The sequence below is a fragment of the Pseudolysinimonas kribbensis genome (assembly GCF_030161895.1).
GTDB classification, from domain to species: domain Bacteria; phylum Actinomycetota; class Actinomycetes; order Actinomycetales; family Microbacteriaceae; genus Pseudolysinimonas; species Pseudolysinimonas kribbensis.
This window is the reverse complement of the sequence record NZ_BSVB01000001.1, coordinates 134602-155937: the sequence shown is the minus strand read 5'-3', so window position 1 is coordinate 155937 and position 21336 is coordinate 134602. Positions and strand designations below refer to the sequence as shown.

General features: G+C 71.8%; 19 protein-coding genes and 4 pseudogenes. 20 read left to right on the top strand and 3 right to left on the bottom strand.

What is annotated here, in order from left to right; translation table 11 throughout:
• Positions 1 to 196: 196 nt before the first annotated feature.
• Positions 197 to 1339, bottom strand: coding sequence for a hypothetical protein (locus tag QQK35_RS00905; RefSeq protein ID WP_284252151.1), 1143 nt, complete (start codon positions 1337 to 1339; stop codon positions 197 to 199).
• 244 nt (positions 1340 to 1583) lie between these two features.
• Here QQK35_RS00905 and QQK35_RS00900 point away from each other — a divergent pair, with 244 nt between their 5' ends.
• From QQK35_RS00900 to dnaE, 15 genes and pseudogenes are all read left to right on the top strand, one after another.
• Positions 1584 to 1799: a hypothetical protein gene (locus QQK35_RS00900; RefSeq protein WP_284252149.1), complete on the top strand. Its 216-nt coding sequence runs from the start codon at positions 1584 to 1586 to the stop codon at positions 1797 to 1799.
• Positions 1800 to 1840: 41 nt separating this feature from the next.
• Entirely contained in the window at positions 1841 to 3112 is a 1272-nt protein-coding gene (locus QQK35_RS00895) for a hypothetical protein (protein WP_284252147.1), read from the top strand.
• A 30-nt stretch (positions 3113 to 3142) separates the two neighbouring features.
• Entirely contained in the window at positions 3143 to 3352 is a 210-nt protein-coding gene (locus QQK35_RS00890) for a hypothetical protein (protein WP_284252143.1), read from the top strand.
• A complete protein-coding gene (locus QQK35_RS00885) occupies positions 3340 to 3996 on the top strand; it encodes a hypothetical protein (RefSeq protein WP_284252141.1) in 657 nt (218 codons plus the stop codon). The genes QQK35_RS00890 and QQK35_RS00885 overlap by 13 nt, the downstream gene beginning before the upstream one ends.
• On the top strand, positions 3972 to 5312 hold the full coding sequence (locus QQK35_RS00880) for a matrixin family metalloprotease (protein WP_284252138.1): 1341 nt from the start codon (positions 3972 to 3974) through the stop codon (positions 5310 to 5312). Before QQK35_RS00885 ends, QQK35_RS00880 begins: the two co-directional genes overlap by 25 nt.
• A gap of 128 nt (positions 5313 to 5440) precedes the next feature.
• A complete protein-coding gene (locus QQK35_RS00875) occupies positions 5441 to 5746 on the top strand; it encodes a hypothetical protein (protein ID WP_284252136.1) in 306 nt (101 codons plus the stop codon).
• A gap of 405 nt (positions 5747 to 6151) precedes the next feature.
• Positions 6152 to 6925 (top strand): cell division protein FtsQ/DivIB, encoded by a 774-nt coding sequence (locus tag QQK35_RS00870; protein WP_284252134.1) that lies wholly within the window; start codon positions 6152 to 6154, stop codon positions 6923 to 6925.
• 158 nt (positions 6926 to 7083) lie between these two features.
• Positions 7084 to 8042, top strand: a pseudogene (gene ftsZ, locus QQK35_RS00865) (cell division protein FtsZ); the annotation flags it as partial.
• 38 nt (positions 8043 to 8080) lie between these two features.
• Entirely contained in the window at positions 8081 to 8242 is a 162-nt protein-coding gene (locus QQK35_RS00860; protein ID WP_284255775.1) for a hypothetical protein, read from the top strand.
• 4 nt (positions 8243 to 8246) lie between these two features.
• On the top strand, positions 8247 to 8927 hold the full coding sequence (locus QQK35_RS00855) for a YggS family pyridoxal phosphate-dependent enzyme (protein ID WP_284252132.1): 681 nt from the start codon (positions 8247 to 8249) through the stop codon (positions 8925 to 8927).
• A gap of 35 nt (positions 8928 to 8962) precedes the next feature.
• Positions 8963 to 9412: a cell division protein SepF gene (locus tag QQK35_RS00850; RefSeq protein WP_284252130.1), complete on the top strand. Its 450-nt coding sequence runs from the start codon at positions 8963 to 8965 to the stop codon at positions 9410 to 9412.
• Positions 9413 to 9611: 199 nt separating this feature from the next.
• Positions 9612 to 10454 carry a DivIVA domain-containing protein gene (locus tag QQK35_RS00845; protein ID WP_284252128.1) on the top strand — a complete coding sequence of 281 codons (843 nt, stop codon included), beginning with the start codon at positions 9612 to 9614 and terminating at the stop codon, positions 10452 to 10454.
• Positions 10441 to 11076: a signal peptidase II gene (gene lspA / locus QQK35_RS00840; RefSeq protein ID WP_284252126.1), complete on the top strand. Its 636-nt coding sequence runs from the start codon at positions 10441 to 10443 to the stop codon at positions 11074 to 11076. The genes QQK35_RS00845 and lspA overlap by 14 nt, the downstream gene beginning before the upstream one ends.
• 2 nt (positions 11077 to 11078) lie before the next feature.
• Positions 11079 to 11996 carry an RluA family pseudouridine synthase gene (locus QQK35_RS00835; protein WP_284252124.1) on the top strand — a complete coding sequence of 306 codons (918 nt, stop codon included), beginning with the start codon at positions 11079 to 11081 and terminating at the stop codon, positions 11994 to 11996.
• A gap of 57 nt (positions 11997 to 12053) precedes the next feature.
• A pseudogene (gene dnaE / locus QQK35_RS00830) lies at positions 12054 to 15517 on the top strand (DNA polymerase III subunit alpha).
• Positions 15518 to 15523: 6 nt separating this feature from the next.
• Here dnaE and QQK35_RS00825 read toward each other — a convergent pair.
• Positions 15524 to 16009: a flavin reductase family protein gene (locus QQK35_RS00825; RefSeq protein ID WP_284252122.1), complete on the bottom strand. Its 486-nt coding sequence runs from the start codon at positions 16007 to 16009 to the stop codon at positions 15524 to 15526.
• Between the two features lie 81 nt (positions 16010 to 16090).
• Between QQK35_RS00825 and hisD the strand changes: the two genes are divergently transcribed.
• From hisD to QQK35_RS00810, 3 genes and pseudogenes are all read left to right on the top strand, one after another.
• The gene (gene hisD / locus QQK35_RS00820; protein ID WP_284252120.1) at positions 16091 to 17395 is read left to right on the top strand and encodes a histidinol dehydrogenase; all 1305 of its coding nucleotides are present in this window, start codon (positions 16091 to 16093) and stop codon (positions 17393 to 17395) included.
• Positions 17396 to 17438: 43 nt separating this feature from the next.
• On the top strand, positions 17439 to 17921 hold the full coding sequence (gene nrdR, locus QQK35_RS00815) for a transcriptional regulator NrdR (RefSeq protein WP_284252118.1): 483 nt from the start codon (positions 17439 to 17441) through the stop codon (positions 17919 to 17921).
• A gap of 22 nt (positions 17922 to 17943) precedes the next feature.
• Positions 17944 to 18977: pseudogene (locus QQK35_RS00810) on the top strand (quinone-dependent dihydroorotate dehydrogenase).
• Here QQK35_RS00810 and QQK35_RS00805 read toward each other — a convergent pair.
• Positions 18952 to 19392: a DUF3043 domain-containing protein gene (locus tag QQK35_RS00805; RefSeq protein ID WP_284252116.1), complete on the bottom strand. Its 441-nt coding sequence runs from the start codon at positions 19390 to 19392 to the stop codon at positions 18952 to 18954. The pseudogene QQK35_RS00810 and the gene QQK35_RS00805 sit on opposite strands and share 26 nt — an antisense overlap.
• Positions 19393 to 19569: 177 nt before the next feature.
• On the opposite strand from QQK35_RS00805, the pseudogene QQK35_RS00800 reads away from it, so the two are divergent.
• Positions 19570 to 20942 (top strand): annotated as a pseudogene (locus tag QQK35_RS00800) (M20/M25/M40 family metallo-hydrolase).
• Positions 20939 to 21295, top strand: coding sequence for an iron-sulfur cluster insertion protein ErpA (gene erpA, locus QQK35_RS00795; RefSeq protein ID WP_284252114.1), 357 nt, complete (start codon positions 20939 to 20941; stop codon positions 21293 to 21295). Before QQK35_RS00800 ends, erpA begins: the two are co-directional and overlap by 4 nt.
• Positions 21296 to 21336 lie beyond the last annotated feature (41 nt).

Genomic DNA, 21336 nt, shown 5'->3' with positions numbered 1-21336 from the left:
GAGAGCTGCTTGGTGAGGGCGCGATGCGTGGCCGCGAGGGTCGCGAGTCCGCCGAAGCGATCCCCGAGCTTCCCGGCGACGAGTCCCATATCGCGATCGCCGAGCTCACCGTGGTCGAAGGTGCCCGACTCGTGGTGCTGGATCCGAATGATCCGCTCGACGAGGTCCGGGCGCTTCACATGGACGGCCTGCAGCCTCACCAGCTGATCCGCGAGCGAGATCTGCCGTCGTCTCGCGAGCGGGGTCGAGCTCCGTCGATTCGGGCCAGGCCCTCGTCATCGACGGGAGCGTGCCAGGCCACGGCCTGCCTCAAATCGAGATAGCGCTCGATGAGGTCCGGTCGCTCATCCGGACCCGCATCCTGGATCGTCGTCGCCCAGTGGGTCGCCCTGCTCGGGATGAGCATCGTCTGAGTCAGGAACTCGGCGACGGCCGCTGCGGACTTGACGTCGGAGGCCGACGTGGCATGCTCGCGCATGGCCGCGTTCTCGAGCTGCCGCTGGCGGTCCCATCCGGTCATCTCGCCCAGGGGATGGAGCTTCCGGTCCGAGATCGCGCTGAGCGGTCCGGATTCCCCGCGCCGCTTGAGCGCGGCGCGCAGCTTCTCGACCGATGGGCCGAGCGCCTCGAACGCCATCATCTGGAGGATGGTCATCGTCTCGTTGTTCCCGACTCCGCTCCCGGCGGGGGCGCCCACGTCGGGCGGAGGGCTCCCGAAGTAGCCCTTGTCGGACCGGTGCCACGCCCGGAGGACCACGCGGTTGATGTGACGCCCCAGATTGCTCGCGGCGCTGTCGCGCATGTAGCTCGTGATGAGCGGTGTGATCACCTCGCGCAGGGCGGCGACGAGGCGTTCGCTCGTCGTCGGGTCCAGGTCGTCGGCGTCCTCGCCGTCGAGCGCGGCGAGGCGTTCCAGGATGACCCGGCGGTCCCGTCTCGGCCACTGATTCCAATCATTCGGCGCCGGCTCCACGGGCCGGTCCTCCAGCGGGTTCGCGACCGCTGATGTGTAGACGGGGATCTGCTCGGCGACCCACCGGCGGACATCCGCTTGGGCGAACACGAGGCGTTCCCATTCGTCCACGATGCTCGCGTCCACGTCGGAGAGCCCGTCGGACGCCTCGTGCCTCGCGACCTGCCGTCGGTCGCCGCCCCAGTAGCGGTCGAGTCGCTCGACGACGTCCTCGGCCGAGAAGCGGAACTCAATCCACTCGCCGGTGATGGCGGCCTTCCAGACCGGCAGGACGCCCCGCAGGATGCGTCTCCCGAGCTGGACTCCGTCGACCCTCCAGCCGTCGGGATCGACGTGAACGGCGAGCAGCGGGCCCACTCTCGTCATCGACCGCGGATAGGGCACGCCGCGGGAAAGGGAGCGCTGAAGGCGCGCGAAGGCGATCAACTGCTCAGCGGTCACTTCGGGCGTCACGCGGCCTCCGCCGTGAGCGTATCTCGCCCGCGGTTTGGCGGAAATATGCAGGCCCTTCTCCGGTGCTCTGCCTCCATACGCCCCGACGGCGCCGGTCCCGGATCACGCTGAGCGGAACAGCTCGGCTCCGGTGCCGGGCGCAGAGGAGATCACGCTCATGACCACCGACCCCGCTTCCGCGGACCGCGTCGCGCGCGACGTGCACCACGCCACCGATGACGTCCGCGCCGCGATCTCGGCGCTGCGTCAGCTGCTCCGGCGGGAGCGGCCCGATCTCGCGACCGCCCTGTCGGTCGGCATCGGGATCTTCGGCTACGTCGACTTGGTCGACGACATGGTCGAGCCGCCGTCGACCGTCCCCGCCCGCCGCTAGCCGAGCGCCTGACCCGAGCGCCCACCCGAGAGGAAAGAATCATGCCCGTCACCACCCCGTCCGCGCCGTCGGCCCTCCGTCGGCGCGCCGCAGTCCCGGCCTCGCACGGTCCGCGCCGTCCGGGACGCCCCGGTCCGCGCCGAGGCGTCCCGCGCTGGGCGGTCGCCACGATCGCGGCCGTCATCGTCCTCGCCGTCATCGGCGCAGGCGTCGCGTTGGGGATACACACCGCGCAGCTCTCCGCGGGCTCGGTGCTCACCGTGATCCTGCAGGAGGACCGCCAGTCCGGCGCGGCCTCCGCCGGCACCCGCGCGCTGATCGCCTCGGCGGCCGACGCGATGTCGGCGAAGGGCGGCGGCACGCTTGTGCTGCACGAGGGCGCCGGCGAGACGCCGACGACCGTCGCGAAGGTCGACCTCGCCGTCGATCGCGACGGAGGTCCGGAGTCCGACGCCGACCTCCGCGCGAAGGCGATCCGCGCCCGCGTCGACCGCGCCTTCGGGAAGGCCGCCGCCGAGGAGCCGACGGGCGAGGGCCGCTCACTCGCGGAGCTGCTGTCGGTCGCCGCGGACGATGCGGCGCCCGGCGCCCGCGACCACGAGGTCTGGCTGCGCTCGCTCGCGCTGCCCACGACGGACCCCACCGACGTCCGCGTCCTGATGGCCGCGGATCCGGCCGCCGCGGTAGCGTCGCTGCCGAGGTCCGGGGTCCCGGACCTACGCGGGATGCGGCTCCACGTCGTGTTCGCGCAGCCGCAGGCCGACCAGCCGCCGCTGAACCTCGCGACCGCGCAGTGGCGCCGCGCCTTCCTGGCCGCGTACATCAAGCGCGCCGGCGGCGTGCTCGTCTCGGCCACCGAGGAGCAGGGCACGCGCGCCGCGCCGACCGCGCCGTCCGCGCCGGTGGTTCCGAACCTCCCCGACCCCACGCCGCAGCAGCCGACCGCCCACGCGGACGGCTCGATCACCGCGAGCATCGACACCTCCAGCCTGTTCCTGCCCGACGAGGCCGTGCTGATCTCGCCCGACGAGGCCCGAGCGCAGCTCCAGCCGCTCGTCGACGCCTGGAGGACCGGCCGCTTCTCGCAGATCGTCTGCCGCGGACGCATCGCGGCCTATGGCGACCCGGGATCGCCCCTCGGGCAGCAGCTCTCCCTCGACCGCGCACGGCGTATCACCGAGATCCTTGCGTCCGAGAAGGTCCCGGCGACGCCGGTCGGTCTCGGCGCGACCGCCCCGCTCCCCGGTTTCGGACCGAAGGACGCCGCACAGCGAAGCGTGGTCTGCACCGCCGAATCCACGACCGACCACTAGAGGAAACACCAGAAGAAGGAGAGACGCATCATGAACCCGAACACGCTGGACGGCCCCGTCGCCCGTCGATCAATCGGAGCGATGTTCTACCGCAACCCGGTCGACCCGCTCCACCCGCTCCACCGGGCCTTCGACCCGTACGCGCGGCTCCTGCCGGACCACGCCGTCGAGACGGCGGCGGCTCTCGTCGTCGGCGCCCCCTCCATGGACGTGACGAGGAGGCCAACGTGCGCTACATGAACGAGGGCTACGCGGTCTCGTTCGCCGTCAACAAGGCGATCACCGCCGGCCGGTCGCTCTCGATGCCCCTCGTCGAGCAGGCCCACGGCCGTGCCGCCGAGGCGCAGCGTCTCGTCGCGGCCGCCGCGGTGGACTTCGACGAGGCGGAGGAGACATGGTCCCAGGTCGTCCTCGTCGACGGCGAGCACGTCACCCGCGCCGGCGGCTACGTGGCCGGGGACTCGGCCCAGCGCGCCGCTTCTCGCGCAGAGAACCATGGCGACTACCGCCACCGCCAGCACTCCACCCCGGGCGTCTGGGGGTGGATCGCCGCGCTCGGCGTCACGGCCGCCGAGTTCTCGGCCGTGTACACGCTCCTGTGGAACCCGAGCAATCTCCTCACGCTGCTGCCGCTCGTGATCGTGACGGTGCTCGTGTTCGCTGCGACGCACGTCGTCACGAAGCAGACCGGGCGGGCGATCCGCGCCTGGCGGATCGCCCGGGAGGCCCGCATCGACAAGCTCGACGCCGGCTACGCGCACGTGCACTCCGACGCCGCGACGGCGGGGAGCCGTTCGATCGCGACGCCGCGCGCGCGCACGGCCTCGGCCAGCTCGGGCGCGCGACCCCCGCGCACTCGGTGGGGTGGCTCCACGGCGTCCTGATCGCCTGGGGAGCGGCGTGCTCCGCCCTGACGATCGCGCTCGTGAGCGTCGTGTCGGTCCGGATCTTCGCGATGGCGATGGACGCGGCTCGCGGCCTCGCCTTCTCCCTCCTGTTCGCGGGGTTCTTCGGCGTCGTCGTGCTGGGCGTGCTCGGCTTCCTCGTCTACGGCTACTCGCGCGGTAACGCCCTCGGTCGGAGGCTCGCCGCCTACGGCGCGCTCAACGAGGAGACCGACGGGCTCGTCGAGAGCCACGTCGGCAGCGGACGGGCCGCGCTCGACGCGGCCGAGGAGCAGCTGGTGCTCATGCGGGCCGACCTCGCGGAGGCGGAGGAGGTTGAGATCCGCCACAACGCCGAGGTCATCCAGGCCATCCAGGCCTCGGCGGCGGTCCTGCGCGTCACCGACCTCGCCTTCGACGTGCAGCGCCGCATCCCGTTGGGCACGAGCATCCGCGACGAGATCCAGGCGCTCGCGTCTTCGGTGCACGCCGACGCCGGCGTGCAGCGGCTCCGCATCTCGGGGATCGAGCGCAAGGAGCCCGCGGTCCCGCTGCCGCACGAGTCGGACCACCTCGAGCGGCCCGGCGCCGTCGGACTCGACGAGCTCGACCCCGCCCGGGTCGGGGCCGTCGTCGTTCCGGAGCAGCACGACCACCGCCGGAGCGTCCGCCCGCGGACGCTCCTCCTCGCCGCGCTCGCGGTGCTCGTCGTCGCCAGCGCGATCGCGGCCTCGCTCGTGATCGCCACCGGCGCGGCTCGCGCCTCCGCCGCCGCCGCGGCGCCCCCGGCCGACCTGGTGGAGGGGAGGGACTACTCCTTCCTCGGCACGGCGGCGAACGGCCCCGAGCGCTGGTCCTGCGCCGCGCCCATCGAGGTTCGGCTGGCGGACGGCTCACCGGCCGGCTCCGCGGACGTCGTCGCGTCCGCGGTGGCGAGCATCGCGCGGACGAGCGGGCTGCCGCTGCGCATCGGGTCGTCGTACGACGCGGGGATCCTGATCTCCTACGTCCCGTCTCCCGACGTGCAGCGGCTCGGCGGGAGCGACGAGGCGATCGGCGTCACGTCGACGCGCACCGACGACGAAGGCGCGATCCGTCACGCCGACGTCGAGATCGCCGCCGACGCCGCCGTCAACGCGCCGGGCACGACGACCGCCGAGTTCACCATGCTCCACGAGCTCGGCCACGCCGTCGGCCTCGGCCACGCCACGCGCAAGGACGAGATCATGACCCCGGTGCTCGACCCGGCGACGGCTCCGGTGCTCGGGCGCGGCGACGTGGCGGCTCTGCACGCCGTGGGATGCCGGCAGAGCTGATGCTCGAGGTCAGCCTGGGCAGGTTGTACCGGGCGATCGTGGCCTGGCGACCTCCGAGTCGCCGGGTCGCGGTCAACTGTCTCGCCTGCCTCCGATCGCCGTTCCGGGAAGCGGCCGCCCTCGCGCCGATGCCCCACGAAGTCGTCCACGACTTCCTGCTCGACCTCGAGATCGCGGTCGCTCGGCGTCTGGGCGAGCTCCGGGACGAGCGCGAGGCGGCCGACGCGGTGGCAGGTCTCATCTGGGACGAGGAGCCTGGCGAGCTGGGTGAACTCGTCGAGCGCGCCGAGGACGAGATGTGGGCGTTCTTGGCTCGTCGGCGCGCGGACCTTGATCGCGTGCGACTTCTTGCTCTCGAGCCTCGTCTGGCGGAGTGGATACAGCGCTCCGCGCTCCTGTCAGATCTCGATGAGCGTCCCGAGTGGCTGTTGTGAGTCGAAGGTTGCCAAAGACGCGGTGAGTCGCCGCCGTGCGGCGTGAGCCGTCGGTGATGCTCGGAGGGTGAGACGACCCGAAGCCGTCGGCGGTGCCCTGCGCCGTCCGGCCGCCGCCGCGCCCTCTCCGCGCTCGCGTGTCGCGGCGCCCCCGGTCGAGCGACCCGCGCGCCCGGCGCCCCCGCGCAGGCAGGCTCCACGCCCGCGCGACCCGCCCCGCCGCACGAGGAGCGCGCGCCGAAGCCACCGCGCGCATCCCGGCGGCCGGCCCCCGCCCGGGAGCGGGTCGCGAGCGCCGACATCCGGGCCGCCGCCCGTGCCCGACGGCGGGAGGAGAAGCGCGAGGTCAAGCGCTTCACGCGGCGCGCGCGGCACCGCCGGGCCGGCCTGTTCGCGGCCGGCGGCGTGCTCGTGCTGCTCGTGCTGCTGGTCCTGACCGCCGTGTACTCCCCGCTCCTGGCCCTGCGCACCATCGGCGTCGACGGCACCCACCGGCTTGACGCCTCGGCCCTCGAGACGGCGCTGGCGCCGAACCTCGGCACACCGCTGGCTCTGCTCGACGATTCGGCGATCAAGAAGGAGCTCGGGCGGTATTCGCTGATCCGCAGCTACGTCACGGAGCTCGAGCCCCCGGCGACTCTCATCGTGCACGTGTCGGAGCGCACGCCGGTCGGCGTGATCCAGGGTGCCGACGACTTCCAGCTGGTCGACCCGGCGGGCATCGTCGTCGACCGCACGGCGAAGCGGCCCGACGGGGTGCCGCTCATCCAGCTCGCCGACGCGCCGCTGAACGGCCCGGGCTTCGCGTCGATGGCGCAGGTGCTGCTCGCCCTGCCGGCAGCCCTGCGCGCCCAGGTCGACACGATCGCCGCGCGCACGCACGACGATGTGACGCTGACGCTGCGCGGCTCGGGGCAGCGCGTGCTCTGGGGCAGCGCCGACCAGTCGGTGCTGAAGGCGCAGGTGCTCGGCCGCCTCATCGCGCTGCACGGGCAGAAGGGCTCCGGCACCTACACCGTGTCGGCGCCCCAGTTCGCGGTCTTCAACCCCAGCGACACGGCGACGCTCGGCGGGGTGACCCCGCCGAGCACCGAGGCTGGCGCGGGCGGGACTCCCACGCCGACCGGCTCGCCGACGGCGCCGGCCGGTGGCGACGACCAGGGCGGCGTGCAGGGCTGACGCCCGGTGTCGCGGCTCAATCGGCGCGACACGCGCGGCGCCTCCGCCCCTCCTGGTCGCCGTCCGTACCGTGAGGGCAGACCAGCGTAGTCGGAACTTATCTCGACTTCAAGTAGAAGTTGAAGGTTTCGGAAACGAGCGACACGGAAGGCCGGGACGTGACCACGAACCAGAACTATCTCGCGGTGATCAAGGTCGTCGGCATCGGCGGCGGCGGCGTGAACGCCGTGAACCGGATGATCGAACTCGGCCTGCGCGGCGTCGAGTTCATCGCGATCAACACCGACGCCCAGGCGCTGCTCATGAGCGATGCCGACGTCAAGCTCGACGTCGGCCGCGAGCTGACGCGCGGACTCGGCGCCGGAGCCGACCCGGAGGTGGGCCGGCGCGCCGCCGAGGATCACGCGGAGGAGATCGAGGAGGCGCTCTCGGGTGCCGACATGGTCTTCGTCACCGCGGGCGAGGGCGGCGGGACCGGCACGGGCGGCGCGCCCGTCGTCGCCCGGATCGCCAAGTCGATCGGCGCGCTCACCATCGGCGTCGTGACCAAGCCGTTCGGGTTCGAGGGCAAGCGCCGGCAGGCGCAGGCCGAGGACGGCGTCATCGCCCTCAAGAACGAGGTCGACACGCTCATCGTGGTGCCGAACGATCGGCTCCTCGAGATCAGCGATCGCGGCATCAGCATGCTCGAGGCGTTCGCGACCGCCGACCAGGTGCTCCTCGCCGGCGTGCAGGGCATCACCGATCTCATCACGACCCCCGGATTGATCAACCTGGACTTCGCGGACGTCAAGAGCGTCATGCAGGGCGCCGGCTCGGCCCTCATGGGCATCGGCGCGAGCCGGGAGCCGACCGCGCGATCAAGGCCGCGGAGCTCGCGGTCGCGAGCCCGCTGCTCGAGGCGTCGATCGACGGAGCCCACGGCGTGCTGCTCTCGATCCAGGGCGGATCCAACCTGGGCATCTTCGAGATCAACGACGCGGCGCGACTCGTGCAGGAGGCCGTCCACCCCGAGGCGAACATCATCTTCGGCGCGGTCATCGACGACACCCTCGGCGACGAGGTGCGCGTCACCGTGATCGCCGCGGGTTTCGACGGGGAGAGCCGCAGGTCAAGGCGGGCCAGGACCGCCGCAGCAACTTCGTCGAGGCCCAGGTGCCGGCCGGGGTGGGCGTCGGGACCTCGGGCTCGCACCTGCAGGAGACCCAGCCGATGCCGTCCGGATGGGCGACCGAGCCCGACGCACCGGTGGCCGCCCCTGCGGACCGCGACTTCGATGACGACGACGACCTCGACATCCCGGACTTCCTGAAGTAGCGCGATGTCGGACCTCGCCGACCGGCTCGCGTCGGTCGACGCGGAGATCGCCGCGACGGCGCGCGCGGCAGGACGCGAGCGCCGCGAGCTCACCCGGATCGTCGTCACCAAGTTCCACCCCGTGTCGCTCGTGCGCGAGCTCGCCGAGCTCGGCGTGCAGGACGTGGGGGAGAACCGGCACCAGGAGGCGGCGGCGAAGGCCGCCGAGCTGGAGAGCCTGGCACTGCGCTGGCACTTCGTCGGGCAGCTGCAGCGCAACAAGGCGCGCGCGGTCCGCGCGTACGCGGCGTCGGTGCACTCCCTGGACCGTGCGGCTCTCGCCGATGCACTGCACCGGGCGGGCGATGCGCTGCCCCCGCTCGACGTGTTCCTCGAGCTCAACCTCACCGACGACCCGGCCCGCGGCGGCGTCGACCCCGACGGGGTCGAGCACCTCACCGAGCATCTGCTGACGCTCCCCTCGCTGCGGCTGCGGGGCGTCATGGCGGTCGCGTCGCCCGGCGCCGAGCCACGGTCCGAATTCGCCCGGGTGCGGGCGGCATCCGAGCGGGTGCGGGCGATCGCGCCCGACGCCGTCGCCATCTCGGCGGGGATGTCGGGCGACTTCCGCGAGGCGATCCTCGAGGGCGCGACACACCTTCGCATCGGGACGGCAATCACCGGAAAACGTTCAACCCCTGGTTAAGGTCAGACCGAACGCGAGCTCCTCGGGAGGACGAGATGGCGAACCCGCTGCGCAAGACCATGGTCTACCTCGGCTTGGCCGACGAGGACTACGAGGACCAAGCCCCCGTCGCGCCGGCGGCGCCCGTCGCAGCCGCGCCGACGTCGACGCGCGCGCCGGTCACCCCGTTGCGACGCCCCGTGGCGAGTCGTCACGCCCAGCCCGCGATGAGCGAGATCCTCACCGTGCACCCGCGGCAGTACAAGGATGCGCAGCTGATCGCCGAGAGCTTCCGCGAGGGCGTGCCGGTCATCATCAACCTCAGCCAGATGAGCGAGCCGGATGCGCGTCGCCTGATCGACTTCGCGAGCGGCCTGTCGCAGGGCCTCTACGGCAAGATCGAGCGCGTGACGAGCAAGGTGTTCCTGCTCTCGCCCGAGCACGTCGCCACGAGCGGCGAGCAGGCCGAGGCGGAGTCGGACGTCGAGGCCGCGTTCTTCGCCTGAAGATCGACCGCCGGTGCCGGGACCGCGGTCCCGGAATTCCGGCGTGCTCGCGCAACGCACACCGCAGCCCCAGGGTCGCGGCACCCGGGGCGGTACGCTGAGTCCTCAGCCTCGGGGTGAGGTGGAAGTTGCTAGCGTTATCGCAACGTGATGTTCCGGGGCCGAGAGACCGGACACGAAGAGCTGGAGAGTGATGGGCATGGCCTTGACGCCGGAGGACGTGGTCAACAAGCGTTTCAACCCGACCAAGTTCCGTGAGGGCTACGACCAGGACGAGGTCGACGACTTCCTCGACGAGGTCGTGGTGGAGCTGCGCCGACTCGGCCAGGAGAACGAGGAGCTGCGGCAGCGGCTCGTTCAGGGCGAGCAGCGCGTCCAGGAGTTGCAGCGCCAGGCGCAGCAGGCACCCGCCGCCGCGTCCGCCCCCGCGCAGCCGGCGGTCGTCGCACAGCCGGAGCCGGCGTTCGCGCCCGTCCCGACGCCGGCACCCGCGCCCGTGAGCGCCGACGCCATGGACCCGGGTAACACCAACAACCTGCTTCAGCTCGCCCGCCGGCTCCACGAGGAGCACGTGCGCGAGGGCATGGAGAAGCGCGACGCGCTCATCGCCGAGGGTCACGCGACCGCGGCGCGCGTCGTGTCCGAGGCGCAGGAGGGTGCGCGGGCGCAGCTCGGCACGATCGAGCAGGAGCGCGCCTCGCTCGAGCAGCAGACGAACCGGCTGCAGGAGGAGAAGGCGGGCCTGGAGCGTCAGGTCGACCAGCTCCGCACCTTCGAGCGCGAGTACCGGCAGAAGCTGCGCGGATACATCGAGGGCCAGCTCCGCGAGCTCGACTCGACCCCCGAGCTGCCGAGCAGCACCTCGCCGACCGCCCCGGCATCCGATGCGTCCGAGACGAAGCAGCCCGCGCAGCCGGTGCAGGTCGGCGCCCCGCCGGTCGCGCCGCAGCAGAACGCTCCCGCGTTCCCCGGCGCTCAGCCGTCGGGCGGTTTCGAGGCGTTCGGTCAGCCGTCCGAGTACCAGGGCTTTGCCGGCAACTGAGCAGCCGGATGATGCGGCGCCCCGCCGCACGGCCTCGGCCGGCGCGCGGGGCGGCGTCAGCGTCCGGGCTCTGCTCCTCCTCGCGATCATCGCGCTCGGCGTCTACGGGCTCGACCAGCTCGCCAAGTTCCTGATCGTCAGCCATCTCCACGAGGACGAGGTCGTCCCGCTCCTCGGGCCCGTGCTGCAGTTCCACTACGTCACGAATTCGGGCGCGGCGTTCTCGTTCGCCAACGGCTACACGTGGATCTTCTCGATCGTCGCGGTCGGCGTGATCGTCGTGATCGCGTGGTTCTCGCGCCGGATCCGCTCTCTCGCCTGGGCCACGATGTTCGGGCTCGTGCTCGGCGGGGCGCTCGGCAACCTCAATGACCGACTGTTCCGGCCGCCGGGGTTCGGGGTCGGGCACGTCGTCGACTTCATCACGATCGGGTTCTTCCCCGCGATCTTCAACGTGGCCGACATCGCCATCACGACGTCGATGGCGTTGTTCATCCTGCTGTCGCTGCGCGGCACCGGGCTCGATGGCTCCCGGGCGGTCATCCGCAAGCCCGCGCGCGCGGCCGCAGCCGAGGCGGAACCGGGCGACGCGCCGGCGGGCCGCCCCACCCCGAAGGGGTAGCCGTGGAGCGCCGCACCCTGCCGGTGCCCGACGGACTCTTCGGCGAGCGCGCCGATGCCGCCCTGTCGCGGCTCCTCGGCTTCTCGCGCAGCTTCGCGGTGCAGGTGATCGACGCCGGGGGAGCGACGCTCGACGGACAGCCGCTCGGCAAGTCCGATCGGCTTCGAGACGGCTGGCTCGAGATCGAGTGGACGCCGCGCGAGGAGCCGTCCGTCGTTCCGCAGCTCGTGCCCGACTTCGCGATCGTCCACGACGACGACGACATCGTGGTCATCGACAAGCCCGTCGGCGTCGCGGCCCACCCCGCGGTCGGCTGGGACGGCCCGACGGTGCTCGGCGCCCTGGCGGCAGCCGGATTCCGGATCAGCACCTCGGGTGCTGCGGAGCGGGCCGGCATCGTGCACCGGCTCGACGTCGGCACGAGCGGCCTCATGGTGGTCGCGAAGAGCGAGCGGGCGTACACGGAGCTGAAGCGCGCCTTCCACGACCGGACGGTCGACAAGATCTACCACGCCGTCGTGCAGGGGCACCCCGACCCCTTCCGCGGGACGATCGACGCGCCCATCGGGCGGCATCCCTCGGCGAGCTGGAAGTTCGCGGTCACAGCCGACGGCAAACCGAGCGTCACCCACTACGACACCCTCGAGGCGGAGCGCTCGGCGACGCTGCTGGAGATCCACCTCGAGACCGGACGCACCCACCAGATCCGGGTGCACATGGCCGCGCAGCGTCACCCATGCGTGGGCGACCTGCTCTACGGAGCCGACCCGACGCTGGCCGCGCGGGTGGGGCTCGAGCGGCAGTGGCTGCACGCGGTGCGTCTCGGATTCCGGCATCCGGGCACCGGGGAGCCCGTCGAGTTCGAGACACGCTACCCGGCAGACCTGCAACACGCCCTCGACGTCCTCCGGGCGGATTAGTCTCGCTAGGTGGCGTCGTCGGATTTCGTTCATCTGCACGTGCACACCGAGTACTCGATGCTCGACGGCGCGGCGCGGGTCGGCGACCTCATGGGCGCCGTCTCCGAGCTCGGCATGAACGCCGTCGCGATCACCGACCACGGCAACAACTTCGGCGCCTTCGACTTCTGGAACCAGGCCAGGAACGCGGGTCTCAAGCCGATCATCGGCACCGAGGCCTACCTCGCGCCCGGCGACTCCTCCCGCCGCGACAAGACGCGCATCCGCTGGGGCAACGGCGGCGAGGACGACGTCTCCGGCGGCGGCGCGTACACGCACATGACGATGTGGGCCGAGTCGACCGAGGGCATGCACAACCTGTTCCGGCTGTCGTCGCTCGCGTCGATCGAGGGGCAGTACTTCAAGGCGCGGATGGACCGCGAGCTGCTCCAGCGCTACGCGAAGGGGCTCATCGCGACGACCGGATGCCCGTCCGGCGAGGTGCAGACCCGGCTGCGGCTGGGCCAGTTCGATCTGGCGCTCCAGGCCGCCGCCGACTACCGCGACATCTTCGGGGCCGGCAACTTCTTCGTCGAGGTGATGCGCCACGGTCTCGGGCTCGAGAAGCGGGTCGCCGACGACCTGCTGTCGATCGCGCGCAAGCTCGACCTGCCGCTCGTGGCGACCAACGACTCCCACTACACCCGCGCGGCCGACGCGGGGGCGCACGAGATGCTGCTGTGCGTGCAGTCCGGGTCGACCATGGCCGATCCGAACCGCTTCAAGCTCGAGGGCAACGGCTACTACATCAAGTCGCCGCAGGAGATGCGCGAGATCTTCCGCGACATCCCCGAGGCGTGCGACAACACGGTCGCGATCGCCGAGCGCTGCGAGGTCGAGTTCAACACGAGTGCGAACTACATGCCCCGCTATCCGGTGCCGGCGGGCGAGACCGAGGAGAGCTGGTTCGTCAAGGAGGTCGAGAAGGGCCTCCACGTGCGCTACCCGAACGGCATCCCGGACGAGGTGCGCACGCAGGCCGAGTACGAGGTGGGCGTCATCACCCAGATGGGGTTCCCCGGCTACTTCCTCGTGGTCGCCGACTTCATCAACTGGTCGAAGGACCACGGCATCCGGGTCGGGCCGGGCCGCGGGTCGGGCGCCGGGTCGATGGCCGCCTACGCGATGCGGATCACCGACCTCGACCCGCTGCAGCACGGGCTCATCTTCGAGCGGTTCCTCAACCCCGATCGCGTGTCGATGCCCGACTTCGACGTGGACTTCGACGAGCGCCGGCGCGGCGAGGTCATCCGGTACGTGACCGAGAAGTACGGCGAGGAGCGCGTCGCGCAGATCGTGACCTACGGCACGATCAAGGCGAAGCAGGCGCTCAAGGACGCGGGGCGCGTGCTCGGGTTCCCGTTCGGCATGGGTGAGAAGCTCACCAAGGCGATGCCGCCGCCGGTGATGGGCAAGGACATGTCGCTCACCGGCGTCGTCGACCCCGCGCACGAGCGCTACAAGGAGGCCGGCGACCTCCGCACGATCATCGAGACAGACCCGGAGGCCAAGACCGTCTTCGAGGCCGCCCGCGGCCTCGAGGGGCTCAAGCGCCAGTGGGGCGTGCACGCCGCCGGCGTCATCATGTCGAGCGAACCGCTCATCGACATCATCCCGATCATGAAGCGGGAGCAGGACGGCCAGATCGTCACGCAGTTCGACTACCCGGCATCCGAGGCCCTCGGTCTCATCAAGATGGACTTCCTCGGGCTGCGCAACCTCACGATCGTCGACGACGCGCTGGACAACATCCAGGCCAACCGGGGATTCCGTCCGGTGCTCGAGGAGCTGGCGCTCGACGACCCCGAGGCCTACGCGCTCCTGTCCCGCGGCGACACGCTCGGTGTGTTCCAGCTCGACGGCGGGGCGATGCGGTCGCTGCTGCGGCTCATGAAGCCCGACAACTTCGAGGACATCTCCGCCCTCATCGCGCTGTACCGCCCGGGACCGATGGGCGCGAACTCGCACATCAACTACGCCCTGCGCAAGAACGGCCAGCAGGAGATCACGCCGATCCACCCGGAGTTCAAGGACTCGCTCGCCGAGATCCTCGACACCAGCTACGGCCTGATCATCTACCAGGAGCAGGTCATGGCGATCGCGCAGCGGGTGGCGGGCTTCTCGCTCGGCCAGGCCGACATCCTGCGGCGCGCGATGGGCAAGAAGAAGAAGTCGGAGCTCGACAAGCAGTACCAGGGCTTCGTCGACGGCATGAAGGCCAACGGCTACTCCGCCACGGCGATCAAGACGCTCTGGGACATCCTGCTGCCGTTCTCGGACTACGCGTTCAACAAGGCCCACTCGGCCGCGTACGGCGTGCTCAGCTACTGGACCGCCTACCTCAAGGCGCACTACCCGGCCGAGTACATGGCGGCGCTGCTGACGAGCGTCGGCGACGCCCGCGACAAGCTCGCGATGTACCTCAACGAGTGCCGCCGCATGGGCATCAAGGTGCTCTCACCCGACGTCAACGAGTCGATCGGCTACTTCTCCGCCGTCGGCGAGGACATCCGGTTCGGGATGGGCGCGGTGCGCAACGTCGGCTTCGGCGTCGTCGATCAGATCAAGGCGGCGCGCCAGGAGAAGGGCTCCTTCACGAGCTTCCACGACTTCCTGCGCAAGGTGCCGCTCGGCGCCCTCAACAAGCGCATGGTCGAGTCGCTCATCAAGGCCGGCGCCTTCGACTCGCTCGGCGACACCCGCCGGGCGCTCATCGAGATCCACGAGGGCGCCATCGACAGCGCCGTGAGCGACAAGCGCGCCGAGGCCAACGGCCAGGTCGGCTTCGACTTCGATCAGCTGTGGGACGAGCCCGAGCACGCGGTGGAGCGGGTGCCCGAGCGTCCCGAGTGGGCCAAGCGCGACAAGCTCGCGTTCGAGCGCGAGATGCTCGGGCTCTACGTGAGCGACCATCCGCTGGCCGGGCTGGAGCTGACTCTCGCCAAGCACGCGAGCGTCTCGATCGGCGAGCTGCTGGAGGGGAGCCGGAGGACGGCGAGGTCGTGACGGTCGCCGGTCTGCTGACCAGCGTGCAGCACCGCACCGCGCGCCAGTCCGGCAACCCGTACGGCATCGTCCAGCTCGAGGACTTCGGCGGGGAGGTCTCCGTGATGTTCCTCGGCAAGACCTACCAGGAGTTCTCGCCGTCGCTCGTCGCAGACGCGATCGTCGTCATCAAGGGCAGGGTGAGCGTGCGCGACGACGGCTTCAACCTGCACGCGCAGAGCCTGTTCGTCCCCGACACCGGGCAGTCGCTCGGTTCCGGCCCGCTCGTGATCTCGGTGCCCGAGCAGCGGGCGACCACCGACGTCGTGAGCGCGCTGAACGACGTGCTGATCCGGCATTCGGGCGAGAACGAGGTGCGGCTGCGGCTGGTGCGCGGCGAGTCCGCGCGGATGTTCGAGATCCCGTTCCCGGTCTCGGTCACCGCCGACCTCTACGGCGAGCTCAAGCGGCTCCTCGGCCCCAACTGCGTCGCCTGAGCCGGGCTAGTCGATCCGGTCGCCGGGTCGCCAGTAGTCGCGCTCGTGGTACAGCAGCGGCTGGTCGGGTTCGCCGAGCCCGCCGTCCTCGATGCGCACGACGACGACCGCGCTCTCCTCGACGGGATATCGTCCGATCACGCGCCCCAGCATCCAGGCCGGCACGTCGCGCAGCTGCGGGATGCCGAGCGGCCCCGGCGCCCAGTGCGGTCCCCGGAAGCGCAGCTGCGCATCGAGCGACATCGTGTGCGCCGCCGCCCGGTTGCGGGCGCCCATGATGTGCACCAGCACGTGCTCGGTCTGCTCGACCGCGTGCCAGGAGCTCGCGGCGCGCGCCATGTTGAAGGTCGCCATGGGGGGATCGGCGGCGAGCGACGCGAGAGAGGTCGCCGTGAATCCGACCGGTGCGCCGTCCGGGCCGAGGGCGGTCACGACGGAGACGCCGGCGGCGAGGCGGCGGAAGGCGAGGCGGAAGGCCTCCTGGTCCTGCATCCCCCCATCCTCCCGCGCCCTCCGGCCGCGCGCTGACACGAGCGCACCGCTCCATCGGAGGCGCCGATACGCTGAACGACGATGATCCAGACCCTCGACCTGCGGGGCGCGCGACCCGGCCGTGCCGATCTCGCGGCCCTCGTCCCTCGTGCCCAGGTCGACGTGACGACGGCCACCGATGCGGCCGCGGCGCTCATCGCGGACGTGCGGGATCGCGGCGAGGCCGCCCTGCTCGACCAGGCCGAACGGTTCGACGGTGTGCGCCCGCCGGCGGTGCGGGTCGACCCGGCCGCGATCGATGCCGCGGTGGAGGGCCTGGATGCCGGCGTGCGCGCCGCGCTCGAGGAGGCGATCCGCCGGGTGCGGCTCGCGAGCCGGGCGCAGGTGCCCTCGGCAACCGTGACGCCGCTGGGCGACGGCGCCGTCGTCGAGCAGCGCTGGCAACCAGTGGGCAGCGTGGGCGTCTACGTGCCCGGTGGCAAGGCCGCCCTCGCCTCGAGCGTCGTCATGAACGTCGTGCCCGCCCAGGTGGCGGGCGTGGACGCGATCGCCCTCGCGTCGCCGCCGCAGGCCGCATTCGGCGGGGCCGTGCACCCGACGATCCTCGGTGCGGCCGGCCTGCTCGGCGTCGACCGCGTCTTCGCGATGGGCGGCGCCGGAGCGATCGGCGCCTTCGCCTACGGCGTGCCGGCGCTGGGCCTCGAGCCGGTCGACCTCGTCACCGGTCCCGGCAACGTCTTCGTCGCGGCCGCCAAACGGGTCGTGCGCGGCGTCGTGGGCATCGACGCCGAGGCCGGTCCCACGGAGATCCTCGTGATCGCCGACGCCGGCGCCGACGCGCGGCTCGTCGCCGCGGATCTGCTGAGCCAGGCGGAGCACGACGAACTCGCCTCCGCGGTGCTCGTGACCGATGCACCGGAGCTGGCGCGGGCCGTGGTCGCGGAACTCGAGCGCCAGCTCGGGGCGACCGTGCATCGCGAGCGCGCGAGAACCGCCCTCGACGGGCGGCAGTCCGCCATCGTCCTCGTGGACGACATCCCGAGCGCGGCGCGGTTCAGCGACGCCTACGCGCCGGAGCACCTCGAGCTGCAGACCGCGGATCCCGACGGGACGCTCGCGCTCATCCACGACGCCGGGGCGATCTTCCTCGGGGCGACGTCGCCGGTCAGCCTCGGCGACTACCTCGCGGGGTCCAACCACGTGCTGCCGACCGGCGGGCAGGCGCGCTTCTCCGCGGGTCTCTCGGCGGCGGCGTTCCTGCGCCCGCAGCAGGTGATCCGATACGACCGGGCGGGGCTCGCGGCCGTGCGGAGGGGTATCCGGGCGCTCAGCGACGCGGAGCAGTTGCCGGCCCACGGCGACGCGGTGGACCGCCGCTTCGACTGAACTGCGGCGCCGGGGGACCCGCGGGACTTATCCTGGCGGGGCCATGTTCTGCCCCTTCTGCCGTTATCCCGACAGCCGCGTCATCGACTCGCGCACCTCGGACGACGGCCTCGCCATCCGCCGTCGCCGGCAGTGCCCGCAGTGCGGGCGCCGCTTCTCGACGACCGAGACCGCGAGTCTCAGCGTGATCAAGCGCAGCGGCATCGTCGAGCCGTTCAGCCGCGAGAAGATCGTGTCGGGCGTGCGCAAGGCGTGCCAGGGGCGGCCCGTCAGCGACGCGGACCTCGCCCTGCTCGCGCAGCGCGTCGAGGAGTCGATCCGCGCGACGGGCGTCTCGCAGATCGACGCGAACGACATCGGCCTGGCGATCCTGCCGCCGCTGCGCGAGCTCGACGAGGTCGCCTACCTGCGGTTCGCGAGCGTGTACCAGGGATTCGAGTCGCTCGACGACTTCGAGGCGGCCATCACGCTCCTGCGGGTGGAGCACGACGCGGCCTCGGCCGAGGCGGACGCCGACGCCGAATAGCACCCGATAGCCTGGCGTCGGCATGTACCGCGTCCTGTTCCGGCTCGTCCTCGCGCGTCTCGACGCGGAGAGCGCCCACCGCCTCGGCTACCTCGTCATCCGGATGCTGCCGGTGCTGGCGTTCGCGCTCCGCCCGCTCACCCGGCCCGCCGCCTCGCTCGCGGTGCGCACCCTCGGCCTCGAGTTCGCGTCGCCCTTCGGGGTGGCGGCCGGATTCGACAAGGAGGCCCGCGCGATCCGGGGCCTGGGTGTTCTCGGCTTCGGCCACGTCGAGATCGGCACGGTGACCGCGCGCGCCCAGCCCGGCAATCCCCGGCCCCGGCTGTTCCGGCTGATGCCCGACCGGGCCCTCATCAACCGCATGGGCTTCAACAACGACGGCGCCGAGGAGGTCGCGCCGCGTCTTGTCCGCGAGCGTGCGCGGCGGGCGCGGCCGGTGATCGGCGTCAACATCGGCAAGAGCCGGGTGGTCGAGGTCGACGACGCGATCGACGACTACCGCGCGAGCACCCGCGTGCTCGCGCCGCACGCCGACTACCTGGTCGTCAACGTGAGCTCGCCCAACACCCCGGGCCTGCGCGGCCTGCAGGAGCTCGACCGTCTGGCGCCGCTGCTCGAGGCCGTGCAGGGCGAGGCGCGGGGAGTGCCGGTCCTGGTCAAGATCGCACCCGACGTCACCGACGAGCAGGCGAAGCGGATCGCCGCCCTGGTCGTGCGACTGCACCTCGCGGGCATCGTGGCGACCAACACGACGCTGGCACGCGACGGGCTCCGCACGGACCCGCTGGTCGTCGAGCGGGCGGGAGCCGGCGGGCTGTCGGGACCCCGGTGGCTCCCCGCTCTCTCGAGCTCCTGCGGCTGCTGCGCACCGCGGTGCCGGACGAGCTGTGCATCATCTCCGTCGGCGGCGTGGAGACCGCGGCCGACGTGCGCGCACGCCTCGACGCCGGGGCCACCCTCGTGCAGGGCTACACGGCGTTCCTCTACGAGGGTCCGTTCTGGGCCCGCCGGATCAACCGCGGTCTGCGCCTCAGGACGGGTACTGCCCGCGCCTGACCTGCGCCTTGGGCATCCGCATCGGTCGCAACTGGATGGCGCGCATGAACGCGTACCAGCGGACGCCGCGCTCGACCGTGCCGAACTTGGCCGACAGCCGCTTCCGCAGCTGGAACCCGATCACGATGCCGTCGATCACGACGATCGCGATGACGATCCAGACGCCGAAGAGCGCGTACTGGGCGATCGTCGGGAAGAAGTAGCTGACGATGACGAGGGCCAGAAGCGGGAGGAGCACCTCGCCGACGCTCCATCGGGCGTCGACGAAGTCGCGGGTGTAGCGCTTCTGCGGACCGCGGTCGCGCTGGGGCAGGTACTGCTCCTGGCCGGCCGCCATGCCGACCCGGGCGCGCTCGCGCTGCGCCGCGATCTGGTCCTTCGACATCCGAGCCGCCTGGCGGCGGTCGCTCGGCACGAGGGGGCGCTTGTTCGCCGCCTCGCGCTGCTTGCGGGTCGGGGTCGCGCGCCCTTGCCGTTGACGACCTCGGTGTCGTCGCTGTGCGGGGAGTCGGGGTCTTGGCCACGGGAAGTCCTCTGATTCTTCGGGTCCCTAGGATACCCGCATGACCGACACCACCCCCGATCGGCCGAGCTGCGCGAGGCGGTGGAGGCCGGATTCCCGGCCGCCGTCGCCGACCTCACGCGTCTCGTGCGCATTCCCTCCGTCTCCTGGGACGGATTCGACCCCGAACAGGTGCAGCGCAGTGCCGACGCCGTGGCGGAGCTGGCCCGCGCCACCGGCGTGTTCGAGTCGGTCGAGATCGTCCGCGCGCCGATCCCGGGCAAGGAGCAGGACGGCCTCCCCGCCGTGCTCGCCACCCGGCCGTCGCGCAACGGCCGGCCGACGGTTCTGCTCTACGCCCATCACGACGTGCAGCCGCCCGGTGACGATGCCGACTGGGAGACGAAGCCGTACGAGCCCACGCTCCGCGGCGACCGGCTCGCGGGTCGCGGGGCCGCGGACGACAAGGCGGGCGTGACGGCGCACATCGCGGCGATCCGAGCGCTGATCGCGGCGGGCGTCGACCCGCAGGTGGGCATCGTGCTGTACGCGGAGGGGAGGAGGAGTTCGGCTCCCGGTCCCTCCCCAGCTTCCTGGACCGCTTCCACGACCGGATCGCGGCCGACGTCATCGTCGTCGCCGACGGCGGCAACTGGGATGTCGACACCCCCGCGATCAACGTCGCGCTCCGGGGCATGGTCGCCTTCAATCTCCGGATCACCACCCTCGGGCACGCGGTGCACTCCGGCATGTTCGGCGGCGCGATCCCGGATGCGATGCTCGCGGCGTCGAAGCTGCTCGCGACTCTGTGGGACGACGAGGGCGCCGTCGCGGTTCAGGGGCTCACCACCCACGACGCGCCGACGCCCGGCTACGACGAGGCGAAGCTCCGCGAGGAGTCCGGTCTGCCGGAGGGGACGTCGCCGATCGGCCGGGGCACGATCCTCAGCCGCGAGTGGTTCCAGCCGTCGATCACCGTGACCGGCATCGACGCGCCGAGCGTCCTCAACGCGTCGAACACCCTGATCCCGAGCGTGCGGGTCCGCATCGCGGCCCGGGTCGCGCCCGGGCAGGACGCCCACGAGTTCGAGCGCATCCTGCGCGAGCACCTGGTCGCGCACGCACCGTTCGGCGCACGGCTCGACTTCGACCCGGACGTCGATCTCGGCCAGGCGTTCCTCGCGCCGGTCGACGGGTGGGCGGTCGAGGCGGAGCAGGCGGCTCTGCGCGAGGCGTGGGACGGCGTGGAGCCCGTGCTCATGGGCTCCGGCGGCTCGATCCCGTTCACCGCCGACCTGGTTCGGCACTTCCCGCGGGCGCAGATCCTCATCACGGGAGTCGAGGATCCCGACAGTCGCGCGCACAGCCCCAACGAGTCGGTGCACCTGCCGAGCCTGCAGCGGGCGATCCTCGCGGAGGCCTTCCTGCTCTCCCGGCTCGACGCGCGTACCATCGAGCCATGACCGACACCGCGCTCACCAGCGAGGCGACGCATGGCGTCGCCCTCTCCGACGTCGCCGCCGACAAGGTGCGCAGCCTGCTCGAGCAGGAGGGCCGCGACGATCTGCGCCTGCGCGTCGCCGTCCAGCCCGGCGGCTGCTCCGGCCTGATCTACCAGCTCTACTTCGACGAGCGTCTGCTCGAGGGCGACGCGACGCGCGACTTCGACGGTGTCGAGGTCGTGGTCGACCCGATGAGCGCGCCGTACCTCGACGGAGCCTCGATCGACTTCGAGGATTCGATCCAGAAGCAGGGCTTCACGATCGACAACCCCAACGCGAGCGGCAGCTGCGCCTGCGGCGATTCGTTCCACTGAGCCGATCCGCGCGGCGCGACGCGCAAGAGGGCCCCCGACCG

Coding starts and splice junctions, on each gene's coding strand:
- QQK35_RS00905 (WP_284252151.1), bottom strand. CDS start 1,339: ATGACGAGAGTGGGCCCGCTGCTCGCCGTTCACGTCGATCCCGACGGC.
- QQK35_RS00900 (WP_284252149.1), top strand. CDS start 1,584: ATGACCACCGACCCCGCTTCCGCGGACCGCGTCGCGCGCGACGTGCAC.
- QQK35_RS00895 (WP_284252147.1), top strand. CDS start 1,841: ATGCCCGTCACCACCCCGTCCGCGCCGTCGGCCCTCCGTCGGCGCGCC.
- QQK35_RS00890 (WP_284252143.1), top strand. CDS start 3,143: ATGAACCCGAACACGCTGGACGGCCCCGTCGCCCGTCGATCAATCGGA.
- QQK35_RS00875 (WP_284252136.1), top strand. CDS start 5,441: ATGCCCCACGAAGTCGTCCACGACTTCCTGCTCGACCTCGAGATCGCG.
- QQK35_RS00855 (WP_284252132.1), top strand. CDS start 8,247: ATGTCGGACCTCGCCGACCGGCTCGCGTCGGTCGACGCGGAGATCGCC.
- QQK35_RS00850 (WP_284252130.1), top strand. CDS start 8,963: ATGGCGAACCCGCTGCGCAAGACCATGGTCTACCTCGGCTTGGCCGAC.
- QQK35_RS00845 (WP_284252128.1), top strand. CDS start 9,612: ATGGCCTTGACGCCGGAGGACGTGGTCAACAAGCGTTTCAACCCGACC.
- QQK35_RS00825 (WP_284252122.1), bottom strand. CDS start 16,009: ATGCAGGACCAGGAGGCCTTCCGCCTCGCCTTCCGCCGCCTCGCCGCC.
- hisD (WP_284252120.1), top strand. CDS start 16,091: ATGATCCAGACCCTCGACCTGCGGGGCGCGCGACCCGGCCGTGCCGAT.
- nrdR (WP_284252118.1), top strand. CDS start 17,439: ATGTTCTGCCCCTTCTGCCGTTATCCCGACAGCCGCGTCATCGACTCG.
- erpA (WP_284252114.1), top strand. CDS start 20,939: ATGACCGACACCGCGCTCACCAGCGAGGCGACGCATGGCGTCGCCCTC.